This is a genomic window from Methylomarinum vadi, from assembly GCF_000733935.1.
In the GTDB taxonomy this organism is placed as follows: domain Bacteria; phylum Pseudomonadota; class Gammaproteobacteria; order Methylococcales; family Methylomonadaceae; genus Methylomarinum; species Methylomarinum vadi.
Genome location: NZ_JPON01000001.1, coordinates 2,106,557 through 2,125,505, shown reverse-complemented (window position 1 = coordinate 2,125,505; position 18,949 = coordinate 2,106,557). Strand labels below are relative to the sequence as shown.

General features: G+C 48.5%; 15 protein-coding genes and 1 pseudogene. 12 read left to right on the top strand and 4 right to left on the bottom strand.

The annotated features are described in order from the left end of the window. Positions 1-523 precede the first annotated feature (523 nt). Both EP25_RS0110600 and EP25_RS0110595 read right to left on the bottom strand, forming a co-directional pair. Positions 524-976, bottom strand: a complete 453-nt coding sequence (locus EP25_RS0110600) for a DUF934 domain-containing protein (protein ID WP_031433857.1) — start codon at positions 974-976, stop codon at positions 524-526. Further along, positions 963-2,618, bottom strand: a complete 1,656-nt coding sequence (locus EP25_RS0110595) for a nitrite/sulfite reductase (protein ID WP_031433856.1) — start codon at positions 2,616-2,618, stop codon at positions 963-965. The genes EP25_RS0110600 and EP25_RS0110595 overlap by 14 nt, the downstream gene beginning before the upstream one ends. 209 nt (positions 2,619-2,827) lie before the next feature. Between EP25_RS0110595 and nhaD the strand changes: the two genes are divergently transcribed. Beyond that, on the top strand, positions 2,828-4,135 hold the full coding sequence (nhaD, locus tag EP25_RS0110590; protein ID WP_084191158.1) for a sodium:proton antiporter NhaD: 1,308 nt from the start codon (positions 2,828-2,830) through the stop codon (positions 4,133-4,135). A 48-nt stretch (positions 4,136-4,183) separates the two neighbouring features. Then, a complete protein-coding gene (locus tag EP25_RS0110585) occupies positions 4,184-5,539 on the top strand; it encodes an AmpG family muropeptide MFS transporter (RefSeq protein ID WP_031433854.1) in 1,356 nt (451 codons plus the stop codon). Here the strand turns inward: EP25_RS0110585 and EP25_RS0110580 are convergent. Beyond that, positions 5,514-6,287, bottom strand: a complete 774-nt coding sequence (locus EP25_RS0110580) for an exodeoxyribonuclease III (protein WP_031433853.1) — start codon at positions 6,285-6,287, stop codon at positions 5,514-5,516. The genes EP25_RS0110585 and EP25_RS0110580 overlap by 26 nt on opposite strands. An 86-nt stretch (positions 6,288-6,373) precedes the next feature. On the opposite strand from EP25_RS0110580, the gene rpmE reads away from it, so the two are divergent. After that, on the top strand, positions 6,374-6,574 hold the full coding sequence (rpmE, locus tag EP25_RS22945) for a 50S ribosomal protein L31 (RefSeq protein ID WP_084191012.1): 201 nt from the start codon (positions 6,374-6,376) through the stop codon (positions 6,572-6,574). 58 nt (positions 6,575-6,632) lie between these two features. Continuing rightward, positions 6,633-7,940, top strand: a complete 1,308-nt coding sequence (locus EP25_RS0110575; RefSeq protein WP_031433852.1) for a citrate synthase — start codon at positions 6,633-6,635, stop codon at positions 7,938-7,940. Positions 7,941-8,090: 150 nt separating this feature from the next. On the opposite strand, the gene EP25_RS0110570 is transcribed toward EP25_RS0110575, so the two are convergent. Beyond that, entirely contained in the window at positions 8,091-10,400 is a 2,310-nt protein-coding gene (locus EP25_RS0110570) for a penicillin-binding protein 1A (protein ID WP_327036929.1), read from the bottom strand. Positions 10,401-10,662: 262 nt separating this feature from the next. On the opposite strand from EP25_RS0110570, the gene EP25_RS0110565 reads away from it, so the two are divergent. From EP25_RS0110565 to EP25_RS0110530, 8 genes and pseudogenes are all read left to right on the top strand, one after another. After that, positions 10,663-11,724 (top strand): pilus assembly protein PilM, encoded by a 1,062-nt coding sequence (locus EP25_RS0110565; RefSeq protein WP_031433850.1) that lies wholly within the window; start codon positions 10,663-10,665, stop codon positions 11,722-11,724. Then, positions 11,724-12,296 (top strand): PilN domain-containing protein, encoded by a 573-nt coding sequence (locus EP25_RS0110560; protein WP_031433849.1) that lies wholly within the window; start codon positions 11,724-11,726, stop codon positions 12,294-12,296. Before EP25_RS0110565 ends, EP25_RS0110560 begins: the two co-directional genes overlap by 1 nt. Beyond that, positions 12,293-12,901 (top strand): annotated as a pseudogene (locus EP25_RS21930) (type 4a pilus biogenesis protein PilO). Before EP25_RS0110560 ends, EP25_RS21930 begins: the two are co-directional and overlap by 4 nt. Then, complete coding sequence (locus EP25_RS0110550) at positions 12,898-13,449, top strand: pilus assembly protein PilP (RefSeq protein WP_084191011.1); 552 nt, start codon at positions 12,898-12,900, stop codon at positions 13,447-13,449. The pseudogene EP25_RS21930 and the gene EP25_RS0110550 overlap by 4 nt, the downstream one beginning before the upstream one ends. Positions 13,450-13,464: 15 nt before the next feature. Beyond that, positions 13,465-15,684 (top strand): type IV pilus secretin PilQ, encoded by a 2,220-nt coding sequence (gene pilQ, locus EP25_RS0110545; RefSeq protein ID WP_031433847.1) that lies wholly within the window; start codon positions 13,465-13,467, stop codon positions 15,682-15,684. Between the two features lie 66 nt (positions 15,685-15,750). Further along, positions 15,751-16,299 (top strand): shikimate kinase AroK, encoded by a 549-nt coding sequence (aroK, locus tag EP25_RS0110540; RefSeq protein WP_031433846.1) that lies wholly within the window; start codon positions 15,751-15,753, stop codon positions 16,297-16,299. Next, positions 16,280-17,359, top strand: a complete 1,080-nt coding sequence (aroB, locus tag EP25_RS0110535) for a 3-dehydroquinate synthase (RefSeq protein WP_031433845.1) — start codon at positions 16,280-16,282, stop codon at positions 17,357-17,359. Before aroK ends, aroB begins: the two co-directional genes overlap by 20 nt. Continuing rightward, complete coding sequence (locus tag EP25_RS0110530; RefSeq protein WP_031433844.1) at positions 17,349-18,932, top strand: AAA family ATPase; 1,584 nt, start codon at positions 17,349-17,351, stop codon at positions 18,930-18,932. The genes aroB and EP25_RS0110530 overlap by 11 nt, the downstream gene beginning before the upstream one ends. Positions 18,933-18,949 lie beyond the last annotated feature (17 nt).

The window sequence follows — 18,949 nt, the reverse complement described above, 5'->3', positions numbered from 1 at the left end:
TTGGTTTATTACGTTCGTAAAGCTTTGTCACGCAGTGACAAGGCAGGGTTAGTGCCGGTAATCAATTTGAAGGATAAGGCGCGGTATGAAGTAATTGAAGGGGGGTTGTAGCCTCTTTGGTGGGACGCCACTTCCCACATGCAGCAGTCACTGTTGCTAAGACAGGATCTCAGGGTTGGGCCAGCGATTTTCCAACCGTCAAAGGGGCTACGAATCTGTTTTAAACTCGTTTTAAATTGATGTTAATGGTAAAAAAATTTATTTTTACCAGCATTTTGCTAGTTTTTTACCGGAAAAAAACGAAAATCGTTAAAATCTTTTTTGTCTTTTTAATGTAAATAACGGATTATTAAAGGAAATCTTCGATTTTCCTATTTTTCTTTATTCGCATACTAAATGTCTCCCCTCAGTTAGTTTGATGAATGCTAAGGTTCGGGTAAGCGATGAGAGATGTTGGTGCCTTGTCTTGGGGAGATATTCCGCTATTGCCGGACGAACGGTCCGGCAATAGGCTGCGGCGGGATTAGTTGCTGGAAATTTGGTAATGAACTGAAAAATCGTTTAGTGCCGATAAGGCCGTATTCAATTCTTTGTCGGTTTTCAGTTCGAAGGCATTAATGCCGACCCGGCTCAGATAAAAAGCTTGGTCAGGGATGAAATGGCCGGTGGCTCTGATTTCGCCTTGGAAGTGATAGCGGCCTCTTAGTAAGCGTGCCTGGGAAAAGCCTCGGCCATCGGTGAATGCCGGAAAGTCGATTTCGATCAGGCTGATTTTATCCAGGTCTTCGGCAAGATTGCTTACATCGTCGGTCGATGTCAGGCGGATGCCGATTTTTCCATCATGTTTAAGGATGTGTTCCTTGTCTTTTTTCCAGCGCGGTAACGAGACGCTGATATCGCCATTTTTCAGAGCTTCGTCGTCGGCAACAAAAGTCCAGGTGTTGTCGGTGATCTGTTTATCTTTAATGATTTGCATAGACTTGTTCTTTAAATGGGTTCAGGCCAATTCTTTTGACGGTTTGTAAAAAAGTTTCGTCTTCACTCAAGCGCTGTTCGACATAAACATCCAGAATCGAAGTGATCGCAGGCGTGATCTGATCTTTTGCCACCGCCGGCCCCAGTCGTTCGCCGATGGCGGCCTCGTTTTCCGATGAGCCTCCCAGCGTGATTTGGTACCATTCCACGCCTTTCTTATCGACGCCCAAAATGCCGATATGGCCGACACTTTGGTGGGCGCAGCCGTTCATGCAGCCGGATATGTTGATTTTGACGTCTCCTATATCATGCAGGTAATCCAGGTCGTCCAGAGCCGTGTTGATTTCGCGGGCGATACCGATTGAGCCGGCATTAGCCAGGGCGCAGAAATCCAGGCCGGGACAGCAGATCATGTCGGTCGCGGTGCCGATATTGGGTGTTGCCAGGTTCAACTGGTCCAATTGCTGCCATAATTCGAACAGATCGGCCTGCTTGACATCGGCCATGACCAGATTTTGCCTGTGTGTCGATCTGATCTGGCCGAAGCTGTACTGATCGGCCAGGTCGGCAATGGCGTCAAGTTGGCTGTCGCTAATGTCGCCGGGCGGCGAATCTAGGGCTTTTAAGGAAATGAAGGCGTTACGGTAGCCGGCTACCTTGTGATCGACGGTATTGTGTTTGAGCCAGCGGGCAAACGCCGGGTCTTGTTGTTGCATTTGCGCGCAACTCTCATCGTTTGTCGCGTCGCTATCGTAAGCGGGCGGTTGAAAGTGAGCTTGCATCGCGCTTATACGCTCGTCGCTTAATTCCAGTTCGTCGCGAATCTGTAGCCATTCCTGTTCGACCATGTCGGTAAATTTCTCGATGCCGGTTTCCCGTACCAGGATTTTGATTCTGGCTTTGTATTTGTTGTCGCGCCTGCCGTTTAGATTGTAGACCCGTAAAATCGCTTCGAGATAAGAGAGCAAATGTTTCTTTTCCAGGAAAGGCTTTATTTCCTGCCCGATCACCGGTGTGCGGCCGAGGCCGCCGCCGGCCAGGATTCTGAAGCCGGTTACGCCCGCGGCGTTCTTGACGATATGCACGCCGATATCATGAAATTGGGTCGCGGCGCGGTCCACGGTCGAGGCGCTGACCGCGATTTTGAACTTGCGCGGTAAATAGGCGAATTCAGGGTGCAGGATGGTCCATTGGCGAATGATCTCGCAATAGGGGCGAGGGTCCTCTAGTTCGTCAGGACAGGCGCCGGCCAAATGGTCGGTTGTGGTGTTGCGCATACAGTTACCGCTGGTTTGTATGGCGTGCATTTGTACGCTGGCCAGTTCCGCTAAAATGTCGGGAACTCGTTTAAGTTCCGGCCAGTTGAATTGGACGTTCTGACGGGTGGAAAAATGACAATAGCCTTTGTCGTAGTCGCGCGCGATGCTGGCCAGTTTTCTTATTTGCTTGGAGGACAGTAGGCCGTAGGGGACGGCAACCCTGAGCATCGGGGCGTGGGTCTGAATGTAAAGGCCGTTCATTAGGCGCAAGGCGCGGAATTCATCCTCGCCTATTTCACCGTTCAGGTAGCGTTCGGTCTGTCCTCTGAATTGGGCGACCCGTTCTTCAATAAGTGTCTGATCGTTGTCGTTATATTGATACATGAATGTTTTGCGCTATCGGTAGCGGATGAGTTTTTTGCCGACAATGATATACCGCACGACATTAAATGACAAAGTAAATTAGATGGGATACTATACGCGGTTGTTTGGATTTGCAGTTGATAATAATTTTGTTTTTTGAAGGGTAGGGGGTTGAATTGTTGCGCTTATTATTGATCTTAGCCGGTCTTTTTATGGTGCCGGAAATGGCCATGGCTGCTGAATTTGCCAATATTGGTTTGACTGGAACGGAAAGGGGGATTTATACGGTACTGATTTTTATCATCGCGTACGGTTTTGTCATGGCCGAGGAGTTTACCGGCCTGCGTAAATCCAAACCGGTGATTCTGGCGGCCGGAATTATCTGGGCCCACGCCGCTGTTTTGGCTGCTTCGGCAGGCGTGTCGGTCGATGCCGTGCATGAAGCTTTCGAGTTTAACTTGAAAGAATATGCCGAGTTGATGTTGTTCTTGTTGGTGGCCATGACATATATCAACGCCATGGCGGAACGTGATGTGTTCGAAGCGTTGCGGTCTTGGATGGTTAGAAGGGAGTTTGGCTACCGTAAACTGTTCTGGATTACCGGGGTTATCACCTTCTTCTTGTCCGCCGTGGCCGACAATTTGACTTCGGCTCTGCTAGTGGGTGCCGTGGTGTTGGCGGTAGGAAAGAACAACGAGAAATTCGTCGCGATCGGTTTCGTCAATCTGGTGGTTGCCGCCAATGCCGGCGGAGCGTTCAGTCCGTTCGGCGATATTACGACTTTGATGGTCTGGCAGGCCGGATATGCGGAGTTCTTCGATTTCTTCAAATTGTTTTTCCCGTCCGCCGTCAATTATCTGGTGCCGGCCGCCTTTATGTATATGGCGGTTCCTGATGAGCGTCCTGAGGCCACTCATGAAGAGGCGGTGCAATTGAAACCTGGAGCGATTCAAGTATGCGCCTTGTTTTTGTTGACCATCGTAACCGCGGTCAGCTTCAAGCAATTCCTGCATCTGCCGCCGTTCATGGGGATGATGGTAGGCTTGTCTTTTTTGTTGATCTATGGCTTTAGATTGAAACTGCTGTATCACTCCGATGAGAACGATCCATTCGATATTTTCAATAAAGTGCGCGATGCGGAATGGGACACTTTGTTCTTTTTCTTTGGCGTGGTTTTTTCGGTGGGCGGTCTCGGTTATATCGGTTACCTGGAATTATTGTCCGGGGCTATGTACGACGGGCTCGGACAGACTGGCGCCAATATTCTGGTGGGGATTTTGTCGGCAATCGTTGATAATATCCCGGTAATGTTCGCGGTGTTGAGCATGAACCTGGATATGGATCTGTATCAATGGTTGTTGGTGACGTTGACGGCCGGTGTCGGCGGTTCGATGCTTTCCATCGGTTCGGCGGCGGGTGTCGCGTTGATGGGGCAATCGCAGCATAAATATACCTTTTTTAGTCATTTGAAATGGGCGCCTGCAATTGCTGCCGGTTATGCCGCCAGTATCTTTGTTCATTATCTGATTAACGGATAAAAGCATCATTACGCTGTTTGTTATAGCGTATCAATTTGGGGAGGCCTGATGGCGGCGAAAGCTCGCGGTTTGCTTCAGGCTTTCTCCGTTTATGTCCGGCCGCGGGTGCTGGGCATGATTTTTCTTGGCTTTTCTGCCGGCCTCCCTTTTCTACTGGTGTTTTCCACGTTGTCCGCCTGGTTGCGTGACGAGGGGGTGGCGCTGTCCGTGATCGGCTATTTCAGCTGGGTCGGAGTGACCTATTCCGTTAAGGTGTTTTGGGCGCCGGTGGTCGACCGATTGCGCCTGCCCTGGTTATCAAGGTTGATGGGCAAGAGGCGCAGCTGGATGCTGGTTGCGCAAATTGGCGTCGCGCTTGGCTTGATCGGTATGGGGGCGGCGGATGTGCATCAGCAATTACAGCAGATAGCCATGTTGGCGGTCTTGGTGGCCTTTTGTTCCTCGACCCAGGATATTGTGGTTGATGCCTATCGGATTGAAGCTGCCATTCCCGAATATCAGGGGGCTATGGCCGCGGCCTATGTATTTGGTTATCGTGTGGCGTTGTTAGTGGCGGGGGCGGGGGCTTTTTATATCGCCGCTTTTAGCAATTGGCAGGTTGCCTATTTCGTGATGGCAGGCACTATGCTGGTGGGAATCGTGACAACGCTGGTGATTGCCGAGCCGGAGCATCATGGCGACCCTCTGGCCAGGGAGGTGGAAGGGAGGGTGGAAGCTGTTTTGGGCGTCGATAAAGAAACGTCATGGCTGCTGAGGTTGTTGGCCTGGTTTTCCGATGCGGTAGTCAGTCCGTTTGTCGAATTTTTTAGTCGCAATGGTAGAAAAGGCCTTTTGATATTGCTGTTAATCGCCGTTTATAAATTGAGCGATATCACCATGGGGGTCATGGCGAATCCGTTTTATCTGGATTTGGGCTTTAGCAAACAGGAGATTGCCGAAGTTAGTAAAATTTTCGGCTTTTTCATGACAATTTTCGGCGCATCGCTGGGCGGCGTGTTGGTCGTGCGTTTCGGTATCATGCGGCCTTTATTGATAGGGGCGGTCATGGTGGCCGCTACCAATCTGTTGTTTGCGTGGCTGGCGGTCAGTGAGCCGAGCCTAGTGTTGCTGGCCTGGGTCATCAGTGCCGATAATCTGAGTGGAGGAATCGCGTCGGCGGTGTTTATCGCTTATTTGTCCAGTTTGACCAACAGCGCTTATACCGCGACCCAGTATGCCTTATTCAGTTCGTTGATGACGTTGCCGGCAAAGTTATTAGGGGGTATGTCCGGCTGGGTGGTCGAATATTTAGGCTATCAGCTGTTCTTTATTTACGCGGCCGCGATTGGTATTCCGGCTATCGTTTTGGTGGAGGTGATGATCCGCTGGCGGCCAAGCGTTAATAAGGATAGTCGTAATCCATGATCAAGGGGGCGTGATCCGAAAATCGCTCCTCCTTATATATGAAGCAAGCTTGAACCTTGTTTTTCAGTGGGTGATTGATGACTTGATAGTCGATGCGCCAGCCGACATTGTTGCTCCAAGCCTGTCCCCGATTCGACCACCAGGTGTATTGGTCGGCTTCCTGGTTGATAAGGCGGAAGGCGTCGAACCAGGTTTTATCGTCGAACAATCGGTCCATCCAGGCGCGTTCTTCGGGCAGAAAGCCTGAATTTTTTTGGTTGCCCCTCCAGTTTTTCAAGTCGACTTTTTTATGGGCGATGTTCCAGTCGCCGCAAATGATGTAATGGCGGCCATTCCGGCTGATGTCTTGTAAATAGGGGAAAAGGCGGTCGAGAATGTCGAATTTTAAGGCCTGTCTCGCTGACCCGGAGGAGCCGGAAGGCAAATAGAGGGAGATGACGCTCAGGTCGCCGAACCTGGCTTCGATGAAGCGTCCCTCTCGGTCCATTTCCGGCCAGCCTATGCCGTGAATGATTTCGCATGGGCGTTTTTTGCAGTAGAGAGCGACGCCGCTGTAGCCTTTTTTCTCCGCGTCATGGTAAAAACAATGGTAGCCTCTGGGCCAGAAAGTTTCAGCCTGCAGTTGCCCGTTTTGCGCCTTGGTTTCTTGGATGCATACGACATCGGCATTTTGTTGCGACAGCCATGGGAAGAAGCCTTTTCGTTCGGCGGCGCGGATACCGTTCGCGTTTAAAGTAATGATGCGCATAAAACACAGTTGCGGATTGTTCTGGGAAGTCGTATTATAAGCAGTTCTCTATTAAGTATGTAGCCCGTAACGGGGAATGTGAAGATATGAAACCAGAAATTCATCCTGAATATAAACAAATTACTGTAACCTGTGGCTGTGGTAACACATTCGAAACCGGTTCGGTGTTAGGCAAAGATTTGCACATAGAGGTATGTTCGTCCTGCCATCCTTTCTATACAGGAAAGCAGAGAGTTGTTGATACAGCGGGTCGTGTGGATAAATTCCGTAAGAAATTCGGAAGATAAGGTTGTCTATAAGGCAATTGCGCAACACACTTTATGGTAGAGCAAAATGAGTTCTGATATGGCACAAGACAAGGCAACCATCACTCTTGAATCGTCGGGACAAAAAGCTGAATTTCCCATAGTAAAAGGATCCAAGGGGACGCCGGCGGTCGAAATTGGAACTCTGCATAAGCAACTGGGCGTTTTTACTTACGACCCCGGTTTTATGTCGACCGCCAGTTGTAAAAGCGCCATCACTTATATCGATGGTGAAAAAGGCGTTCTACTGTACCGTGGGTATCCGATAGAGCAATTGGCCAAGCACAGCACTTTTTTGGAAGTCGCCTATTTATTGATGAATGGCGAGTTGCCTACCGACGATCAGTTGTTGGCATTTACCGACGAAATCAATCATCATGCGATGTTGCATGAGGCCTTGCGAAGCTTTTTCGATGGCTTTCATTACGATGCCCATCCGATGGCGATGATGGTTGGCGTCATGGGTTCGTTATCGGCTTTCTACCATAGCGAACTAAACATGGATGATCCTGAACACCGCCGTATCTCCGCGATGCGGATGGTGGCAAAAGTACCCACCATCGCCGCGGCCTGTTATCGTCATTCGGCAGGTTGGCCCTTCGTTTATCCACGTGTCGACCTGGGTTATTGCGAAAACTTTCTGAATATGATGTTTTCGCTACCTTCGCAAAAATATATCGGGGTCGATCATTATATCGATCCGGTAGCGGTCAAGGCGCTGAACATTCTGTTTATTCTGCATGCCGACCATGAGCAGAACGCCAGCACCTCGACCGTACGATTAGCCAGTAGCACCGGCGCCAATCCATACGCCTGTGTCGCGGCGGGTATTTCCGCCTTATGGGGGCCGGCGCATGGCGGCGCCAATGAGGCCGTGTTGAGCATGCTGTCGGAAATCGGCAGTGCCGACAGAATTCCTGAATTTATCGCCAGGGCCAAGGACAAAAACGATCCGTTCAGGTTAATGGGGTTCGGACACAGGGTTTATAAGAACTTCGATCCGCGGGCAACCATTATCCGCGAAACCTGTTACGAGGTGTTGGAGAAATACTCCAATAACGATCCGCTTTTCGAGCTCGCGTTAGCCTTGGAAGAGCACGCCTTGAAGGATGAGTATTTTATCGAAAAGAAACTTTATCCGAACGTGGATTTCTATTCCGGGATTATTTACAAAGCTTTGAAAATTCCGGAAGACATGTTTACCGTTATGTTTGTCATCGCGCGCACCGCCGGATGGGTTTCGCATTGGCTGGAGATGATGGCCGAACCTAATCATCGCATTGGTCGACCCAGACAAATTTATACCGGTTATGATCAGCGGGAATACCTTCCAAAGGATAAACGCTAATCGTTGCAATTTGCTTGGGCGGCGAATACAGCAATTTATTCATGCTGGTAAAATAAAGCGCATTCATCGCTTGATCTAAATATCTTATGTCATTGTTAGGGAGTTCGGTTTCCTGACGAGACTTTCTTCCCGTTTCTATTTTTGCGAATTTTAAAACAAGCCGGTGCCGAGAGAATGCTCGTTCTGGTCGCGGCTTGTTTGTGTCGGAGAATATTGCGTTGGAAGGTTTTCGATTCTGAAATATTCCCAAATGCCGTTGCTGCTGCCGGGCTGGGCTAATAATCCCGTGTCTGGATTGATAAAAGCGCTTTGGATGCTCTCCGGCTGTTCTGGAATTGTCTCCGGCTTGTCCCGTAATGCTGTGCGCATAAATTCGATCCACATTGGCAATGCGGCTTTGCCGCCTGTTTCGCCGCGGCCTAGCGATCGGGAATCGTCGAAACCAAGCCATGCGGTGGCGGCTATCTCCTTCATGAACCCATTGAACCAGGCGTCGCGTTGTTCGTTGGTCGTGCCTGTTTTTCCGGCAAGGTCCTTGCGTCCCAGCGTTTTTGCCCGGGTCGCGGTGCCGCGTTGCACGACATCGCGCAATAGGCTGTTCATTAAGAAGTTGATTTCAGGAGAGATGATGCGCGGGGCGTATTGGCTAGACTGGCTGTGTTCTTCTTCGCAGTTGGGACAGGCCACGGCGGGTTCGTGCTGAAACAATATGTTACCTTGTCTGTCTTCGATCCGGTCTATAAAGAAAGGATAGATTAAAAAGCCGCCATTGGCGAAGGTGGCATACATTCTTGCCATCTGCATCGGCGAGGCGTAACCACTGCCTAAAGCCAGCGATAGGCTGTTAGGTAATTGCTCCTGTTTGAAGCCAAAGCGCATAGCTGTTTGGGTGACTTCGTTTATACCTAATTCTCGCAGGAGTCTGATCGATATCAGATTTCGCGATTTGCGTAAGGCAGTCCGCAGAGGGGTAGGGCCGAAAAATTTTCGGCTATAGTTTTCCGGCCGCCAATCATCCTGATTGGGGTCTTCTATGACCACGGGCGCGTCATTGATGAGGCTGGCTGCGGTAAAGCCGTGCTCCAATGCCGTGGTGTAGATAATGGGTTTAAACCCCGATCCCGGTTGCCGCTTCGATTGGGTTGCACGATTATATTTGTTCTGGAAAAAATCAAAGCCGCCTGAAACGGCAAGAACCGCGCCGTTTTGCGGATTTAGCGCGACAAACGCGCCCTCGACTTCCGGTATTTGAGCTAAACGCCATGTGTTGTCCGGAAGGCGTCTCACCCGGATAAGGTCATTGACGGAGAAGACGTCGGCGGTTGATTTGAGAGAGGGGCCTGAATAGCTCCTTGTTTTAAAAGGCCGGGCCCATTTGATATTTTCCCAGGAGATATTGATTTCGGACTGGTCGGCTAATAAAGCGCGTGCGGACTTTTCCGATAAAGAGGTGATTAATGCAAGTTGAGTGTCGCCAACAATATCTGCGGAAAATGTTTCGCCCGGCGTGAGTTTTTTATGCGGTAGGCTTCTGTAGCCATGACGTTCGTCGTATTCATGCAAGGCGTATTTTAAAGCCTGATCTGCCGAAGATTGCAGTTCGCCGGTAATGGTGGTGTAAACATTCAGGCCAAGCGTATAAGCTTCTTCCCCATATTGATCGACCATTGCCTGGCGGACCATTTCCGCCATATAAGGCGCGTTAAGTTCGATTTCCTTGCCGTGATGCAGTGTTGCTGTCACCGGGGCGTCGATGCTTAGATCGAAGTCGTTCTGGCTGATATAGCCCTGCTCAAGCATGCGGCGCAGCACATAATTTCGCCTTAATCTTGCCCTCTCCGGATTGCTGATCGGGTTGTAGCTGGAAGGCGCCTTGGGAAGTCCGGCCAACATCGCCATTTGTGCTAAATCCAGTTCCGCCAAGGGCTTGCCATAATAAGTCTGGGCCGCGGCGGCAATACCGTAGGAACGTTGTCCTAAATAAATTTTGTTCAAATATAATTGTAGAACCTGGTCTTTGCTATATTCTTGTTCGATCTTGAGCGCCAGAATGATTTCCTTGAACTTGCGAATGAATGTTTTCTCGCGGCTTAAGAGAAAATTGCGAGCTACTTGCATGGTGATGGTACTGCCGCCTTGTTTTTTCTTGCCGGTTAATAAGAATTGGATAGCGGCACGGGTAAGCCCTTTGTAGTCGACGCCGGGATGCGAATAAAAACGGTCGTCCTCCGCAGCCAAAAAAGCGTTTAGTTGCTGTTGCGGAATGTCGCTTATCTCGACAGGGGTGCGTTTTTTCTCGCCATATCGTGCAATGAGCAAATTATCCGCGCTGTAAATGCTAAGAGGTATCTGGTATTGAACGTGATGCAGTTGTTTGACATCGGGAAGTTCTTGTTCCAGTTGTTTATAAAACAAATAGCCGGCCAGGATGAGGCAAAGCGAAAAAAAAAGAGATGTCAATACAAGCAGTTTGAGCGTCGTTTTTAAATAGCTACGGTGTGAGGGCACTGTGTTGTAAAAAATCATCAAAGTTGCTTGCAAAATACATTCTTTTTGCAACAAGGACAACAGAAATTTTAATTTAAGCGGGTGTCGGCCTGTGAAAAAATTAAAAGGCTACTATACTTTTGCCTGACAGCGGCTTTGGATGCTTATTGTTTTGGAGGGTAGGCATTAAAGGTTGTAAACATTTAAGCCACATCATCTTAAGAAGGGTTTGTACATGAGCTGGTTTAGAAAGAATCAGTCTGTTGTTCTGGGCATAGATATAAGTACGGCAGCGATTAAATTATTGGAACTGAGCAAGGCGGGCGCGCGCTATAGGGTGGAAAGCTATGCCGTGGCTCCGTTGCCCCAGGATGCCGTCGTTGATAAGAATATTACGAATGTGGAAGTAATCGGTAATGCGGTGAAAACGGCGGTGCGCCAATCCGGCACCCGGGTCAAGCAGGCGTGCGTCGCGGTGGCGGGTTCTTCGGTGATGACCAAGATCATTCCCATGGCTGCTTCTTTGTCCGAAGACGAAATGGAGCAGCAAATCATGGTCGAAGCCGACCAATACATCCCCTATTCATTGGATGAAGTCAACCTGGATTTCGAGGTTCAAGGAAGATCGGAAAACAATCCGGAAATGGTCGATGTGTTGTTAGCAGCTTCGAGACGGGAAAATATCGAAGATCGTGTCGAGGCGTTGGCTCTAGCCGGTTTGAAAACGGCCATAGTCGATGTGGAAGCCTTCGCCATGGAAAATGCTTTTACATTGCTTGCCGATCAATTACCCGAATCTGTCGAAAACCAGACGGTAGCTATAGCGGATATCGGGGCGACCATGGCCACCTTAAATGTTTTGCATAATGGCAAGACGATATATACCAGGGAGCAGGGTTTTGGCGGCAAGCAATTGACTGAAGAGATTCAGCGTCGTTACGGGCTTTCCTATGAGGAGGCGGGATTGGCCAAAAAACATGGCGGATTGCCCGATAATTATGCCACGGACGTGTTGGAGCCTTTCAAACGAGCAATGGTGCAGCAGATTGCCAGGTCGTTGCAATTTTTCGTTTCATCCAGCGCGAATAGGGGGGTGGATAGCATCGTGTTGGCAGGGGGGTGTTCGTCGATACCGGGATTGGAAAAGTTGGTCGAGCAGGACTTGGGGATTCCCTCATTTGTCGCCAATCCATTTATCAACATGGCACTTTCCAATAAAGTGAAACCGCAAAGTTTAAGTAACGATACACCAGCTATGATGATCGCTTGTGGGTTGGCGTTAAGGAGTTTTGATTAATGGCTAAAATTAACTTACTGCCTTGGCGGGAAGAACTGCGGAAACAGAAACAGCAGGACTTTCTAGTTGGAATCGGTATTGGCGTCGTTATCACCTGCTTAATTTTGATCGCAGTATATCTATACATAGAAGGTTTGAAGGAATATCAGCAGCGCAGAAACCAGTTGTTAAAAGATGAAATTGCGATGGTTGATAGAAAGATTCGGGAAATTAAGGACATAGAAGAAAAGAAAAATAAACTGTTGACCAAAATCGAAGTTATTCAAAAGCTGCAAGAAAGTCGCCCAGAAATCGTACATTTGTTTGATGAACTAGCCAAGGTGACTCCGGATGGGGTTTATTTAACCAAGTTTGTACAAGCAGGTTCTTCGTTAACCTTGAATGGAAAGGCGCAGTCTAATGCAAGGGTTTCCGCTTATATGCGGGCTATCGAAAATTCGCCGTGGCTCAAGGAACCTAAACTGGATGTCATAAAAGGGCAGGGAGATAAAAAAACCATTTCTTTGAATGATTTCACCATGAGGGCCCAACAAGGAAAGGAAAATGCCGATAAGAAGGGGGAAGCTAAATGAATTTGTCCGAAATAAATTGGGACTTGAATGCCGCCGGCACTTGGCCTTTCCCAATTAAAATAATTGCCGTATTGATCGTGTGCGCGGTTGTTGCGGGGGCTAACTATTATTATTTCACGATGGATCAGCTAGCAGAGCTGGAGCAGCTTGAAGCCGAAGAAGCAACATTAAAGTCATCGTTTGAAATTAAGCAAAGAAAAGCGGTCAATCTACAGGATTAACGCGATCAATTAAAACAAATTGAAGCTTCCTTGGGGGAAATGATTAAGCAAATGCCGACCAAGGCAGAGGTGGCTAACTTGCTGGTCGATATTTCTCAGACAGGCTTGGCTAGCGGATTGGAGTTCAAGTTGTTTAAACCAAGCGGTGAAATAAAGAAGGAGTTTTATTACGAATTGCCGATTAGCATCGAAGTTGTTGGTAAATACGAAGAGTTAGGGTTGTTCGTTAGCGGCCTGGCTTCGTTGCCTCGAATCGTCACGGTGCATGATGTCAACATCACACCTAATAAAGATTCAAGTATGTCGATGAAGGCAACGGTAAAAACCTATAATGAAGGTGCAATGGAAGAAGCGCCTAAAAAGAAAAAAAGGAGAAGAAGATGATAGGCATCTCGAATAAAACAAGCTGTTTTCTCATTCCAGTCAGTTTGTTGGTGTCGCTTGGCCTTTCTGGTTGTGGTAACGATGACTATGACGATTTGACTAGATATATCGCTGAAGTCAAGGCGCGGCCAAAAGGAACGATCGAGCCACTACCCGAAATAAAGGTGGTCGAACCTTTCATATTCAAACCAGATGGTTTGCGCGATCCGTTCAGGCCGATGGAGAAATTAGCCGAGTCAGACGTTTCCGATATAGCTGCCGGTAGCGGTATCCGGCCAGATTTAAACAGACGAAAAGAAGAATTGGAGTCGTATTCTTTGGATACTCTTCGGATGGTTGGAACGGTGACGATGAAGAATGATTTGTGGGGATTGGTCAGAGCCAACGATGGGACGATACATCGGGTTCAGGTCGGGCACCACATGGGAAAAAATTACGGAAAAATTATCCGTATTCTGGAAGATAAAATCGAATTGATGGAAATTGTGCCGGATAATAAGCCGGGAATATGGCGCGAGCAACCGGCTTCATTAGCAATAGCGGAGTAATTTTAAGGGTTAAATATGAATACTAAGCAGAAAAACAAATTTTGGGGTTTACCGGGTCGAGCGCAGTTCGGCTGGTTGGCATTAACTTTTGCTTTGTTGTTGCAGGCCCATTCCGTCTCAGCTAGTGAAAAAGCAATTGAATCGTTACAGTTTACCTCGTTGGCGGGAAATAAGGTTCAATTGCAATTGGAAATGAATGAACCGGTCGCCGAACCGAAAATTTTTCAAACCGATAACCCTGCGAGAATCGCCCTGGATTTTGCCGGAGTAAAGAGTCATCTCAGCAAAAAAAGTTTTCCGATTAACCAGGGAGCCGCCACGACATTATATGTCGTCGAGGCGGGCGGACGGACCCGCGTTGTCATTAACTTGAATGCTGCCGTCGACTATCAAACCAAGGCGGAAGGAAATAGCTATTATGTTGTGCTGAATGCAGCCAAATCGGTCGGTGCCGGTGAACAGGCGGTCAAAAAGCAGCTTAAACAAACCAATATCAGTAAGTTAATTCCGCAGCAAACAATCAAGGGAATCGATTTTAGAAGAGGCCCGCACGGCGAAGGCCGCTTGCTTTTGGCTTTATCCAATCCGAATACCGTCGTTGATGTCAAAGAGAAAGGCGGTAAAGTGGTTTTGAATTTTCTCAATACCAAACTGACCGGCGCTTTGGCAAAAAGCTATGACGTGATTGATTTCGCGACCCCAGTTCGGCGGGTTGATGCCAGGAGTCGCGGAACGGGTGCCACGATTACGGTAACGACCGTTGACGAGAATTTTGATTATTCTACGTTTCAAGCCGAAGGGCTTTTGACGGTCGAATTCAGGCCGGTCAGCGTTGAGGAGAAGGCTGCGCTCCTGAAAGATAAGTTCCCTTTTACGGGAGACAAGCTCTCGTTAAATTTTCAGGATATCGAAGTCAGGTCGGTATTACAGATCTTGGCGGATTTCACTGATTTAAATATCATTGCCTCCGATTCGGTGGGCGGCAATGTGACGCTGCGTTTGAATGACGTGCCTTGGGATCAGGCTTTGGCTCTGGTATTGAAATCCAAGGGATTGGCGAAGAGAGAAAGCGGAAATGTCGTGTTCGTCGCTCCGGCAACCGAAATCACTCAGATGGAGGAGGATGAACTGGCGGCCAATAAAATTGTGGAGGAGTTGGAACCGTTGGTAACCGAATATATCCAGATCAATTATGCCAAGGCCGAGGATTTCAGCAAAATGTTGTTTTCCAGGGGGCAGGCTGGCGGCAGAGCTGGTGGAGCCGGTGGAGTCGGTGGAGTCGGTGGAGCTGCTACAGCAACAGGTGTTGGGGCTGGCGTTGCTGGCTCGCGCGGAATAAACGATGATGAGCGCAGATTGATTTCCAGGAGAGGCAATGTGATTGTCGATCCCAGAACCAATACGTTGATCGTTAAGGATACCGCCGATCGCTTGGTTGAAATTCGTAAAATGATCAAGTTGCTTGATATTCCAGTCAGGCAGGTTTTGATCGAGTCGCGTATTGTCATTGCCACCACATTATTTGCTAGGAACTTGGGCGTTAAGTTTGGTGTTGCTCAAAAAGCCGATATCAATGGAGGCAAGCAGTTTGGATATACTGGAACGGGGGTGGAAACTAGCGATACCTCGCAAATTTTGGCTGATTTGGGGGGGGCTTTAGCGGCTTCAAGCGGAGGATCCTTGGCTATGACGCTGGCGCGTGGTGCGGACTATTTATTGAACCTGGAAATTTCCGCCCTGCAAGATGATAGTTTGGGCGAGTTATTATCGAACCCCAGAGTCATGACGACCGACAGAGTGCAAGCGGTGATCAGGCAAGGGGTGCAGATTCCTTATGTTACAGTAAGCCAGGATGGTACCAAGACGGAACTTGTTGATGCCGTACTAGAGCTTCAAGTCACCCCGCAAATTACACCCAATGGCAGTGTTATCATGGAGTTAAACATCAAAAAAGACTCGCCTGGTGCTGATACAATAACGACAGGGGGCGCGGCCAGTACACCTATTGACACCAGGGAAGTCAATACCACAATCCAGGTCGATGACGGCGAAACAGTGGTGCTGGGTGGTATCTATGAATCAGAAACGAATAACCTTAAGAATACAGTGCCATGGCTAGCTGATTTGCCGGGTATTGGCTGGTTGTTCAAAAGAACAGAAAAAAGAGATGACAAAAGAGAATTGCTGGTCTTCGTGACGCCGAAGATCGTCAAACCATCATTATCCGCCTACTAACAACTTACACAACCGGTAAAAAAAGGGGCATAATGCCCCTTTTTTTGTAACTTCAATTTGCCATTCATGAAAAAAGCAAAAAATATTTATCTGATCGGATTGATGGGGGCGGGTAAAACGACCATCGGCAGACAACTGGCAAAGTCGTTGAAGATGCCATTTTATGACAGTGATAAGGCGATTGAAGATCAAACCGGCGTGACAATTCCAACTATTTTTGAATATGAGGGGGAGGAAGGGTTTCGCTGTCGCGAACAGTCCGTTATCGAACAACTGACCGGGTTGAACGGTATCGTTTTGGCGACCGGAGGGGGCGCAATCATAAAAGAGCGAAACAGGGAAGCCTTGCAGCGTCACGGCTTCGTCGTCTATTTGCGCTGTTCGGTCGATAAAATTCTGCAAAGAACCCGGCGCGACAACAAGCGGCCGCTATTGAATACGGCGAATCCGAGAGAACGGTTAGAAGCGTTGTATGCGGAACGGGAGCCTTTGTACTTATCCTGTGCCGATTATCAAATAGATACCGGTATAATGCCGAGTAAAATAGTCGTTAAAAAAATTTTGCAAGAATTTCGGGCGCAGCATAGAAAAAATAATGAAAGAGCTACAGGTTGATTTAAAAGATAGAAGCTATCCTATATATATAGGTGCCGATTTACTTAAACAAGGGCCGTTATTGAAGCGCCATGTCCAATCGCAACAGGTTGTCGTGCTAACCAACGACACTATTGCGCCATTGTATTTATCCGTCGTACAGCAATCATTGCCGGACTGTCATATGGAGGTGGTCGTGATTCCCGACGGCGAGCAATATAAAACACTGGAGTATGTCGGTCAGGTTTTCGATCGTTTGCTGGCGAAAAAATTTAGCCGCAATGCCACCTTGATCGCTTTAGGAGGCGGCGTGATAGGGGATATGGGTGGTTTTGCCGCAGCCTGTTATCAACGGGGAATCGCCTTCATCCAGATCCCGACCACGCTGTTAGCGCAAGTGGACTCCTCGGTCGGGGGTAAGACGGGAGTCAATCATCCGCTCGGTAAAAACATGATCGGCGCTTTTTACCAGCCGAAATGCGTCATCGCCGATACGCGGGTATTGAGAACATTGGAAGACAGGCAGTTGTCGGCCGGCATCGCCGAAGTCATTAAATACGGTTTGATCAGGGATTTGCCGTTTTTCGAATGGTTGGAGGCAAATATGTCTCAGTTATTGGCGAGAAACGATGATGCCTTGAGTTTCGCTATCGAACGCTCCTGCCGCAATAAGGCGGAAGTGGTTGCCGAAGATGAATTCGAGTCGGGTGTTCGGGCGACTTTGAATTTGGGGCATACTTTCGGTCATGCCATAGAAACCGGCATGGGCTATGGCCGATATTTGCATGGCGAAGCGGTAGCCATCGGCACATGTTTTGCCGCCGACTTGTCGCATAGGTTAGGTTATTTGAATGAAGAAGAGGTGGTCAGGATTGTTGCGATATTCAAGGCGGCAGCGTTGCCGGTCGAGCCCCCGCAGGAGATGACAAGCGACCGATATCTCGATTTAATGTCGGTCGATAAGAAAAATATCGACGGCAACATACGGGTAATTTTATTGAAAGCATTGGGCAAAGCCACATTGCCTGTTAATGTGGATTTATCCATGTTGCGAGAAACGCTTGAAAACTATGCCGGATAACGATTCTTCCTATACTTACCAAAAAAACATGCTGGGTGACCGGCAACCCAAGGCCTCGCTGCAAGCGTTGATTACGCTCGAGCGAGCCCAGAAACTGGATTTACTGATTCATTTGATCAGCAATCTCAGTCAATCGCTGGTGATCTGCGGTTCACAAGGGATCGGTAAAACCCGGTTGGTGGAAACCTTGCTTGAACACAATAGGGATCACTGGCCAATTTGTATCGTTCAAGGTTCCGCGGGATTAAGTTTCGAAGCGATTTTGGAGCAATTCGCGCAACAATTGATTCGCCAGGAAGCTGTGTTTGCAGGACAGGATTTATCGGCCATTTTGCAGCATTACCAGAAAAATAACGCTCATGTCGTTTTAATTGTCGATGACGCCGGATTGCTGGTGCCCGGTTTGATTACTGCGCTGATCCAGTATGCCAATAGCAATGAGGCGATTCGTTTAGTGTTGACACTGACACATGACGAGTTGCATATCAAGCACAGTTCCGACAGTATCATTGACGAATGCCATTTTATTGAAATGCCGCCATTGAATAAAAAACAATGTATGACATTTCTGCAGAATTTGTCGGCACAGCCAGGGGCTGCCATTTCATTCAATGCCGTGACGGATGGGTTGGTGGATAATCTGTATAGTGCCACCCATGGTATTCCGGGAAGAATACTCGCCGAATTGCCGCGTTTGTCGGAATATCAAAGTAAGGCCGGAATTAAATGGGGTGTCATTGCGGTCGTTTTAATCGGCTTGTCGCTGATCGGCGGAGGCGTTTACTTTAACGAACACGATCCCCGGGAAGACGATGGGCTCGTTGCGTCGAGGATTGGCAGCAAGCCGGCTCCGGTCAATATTCCTGGTCCGGTCGTTGCCACAAATAAGCCTGTCATTGAAACGATTTCGGAACAGAGTGATAAATCTAGGTTAGAGCATCTTTCCCCCGCAGCTTCTCGGCGTGAAATAACTCAGTCCTTGTTTAAAGCCGAAAAGAGTGACGTCGATATCGAGCCTCCTGTCGTTGAGGACAGCCCGATACAAGGAAATGAAATTGTGGCTGACGCTGAAGACAAGGTTGCAGCTCAAACGGAAGCCAAACAGGCCGCCGATATTAATGAAGAAACAGCGCTGGAAATCGAGCAAGGCGCGGAATCGGCCGGAAAAAATGAATCGCCCGCGGAAGAGCCAAAAACGATGGCGGCAAAACAAATAGCCAAGGAAACCGAGGAAAAAACGCCAATTGTCATGCCTTCCGCCGAAGAAAAAAAACCGGCGGATGACGGAGCACACTGGGTGAGCGCACAAAACGCGAGTCAATACACATTGCAATTGATGGTGTTGTCACGCAAGCAGTCGGTGATCGATTTGTTGAAAAAACATCCCGGGTATCAGCAAGCCATTAAATATTTCAATATCGGCAAATCGGGTCAGGATAAATATGTGTTGGTTTATGGGGCTTTTACCTCCTCGAATGAGGCGGAAAGGGCTAAGAAAACACTCCCCCCCGTTTTCAAAAATGCCTGGGTCAGAAAATTCAAAGTCCTGCAAAAACAAGTGAAAAGTAATTGATGCCGTGAGCTCGCTTT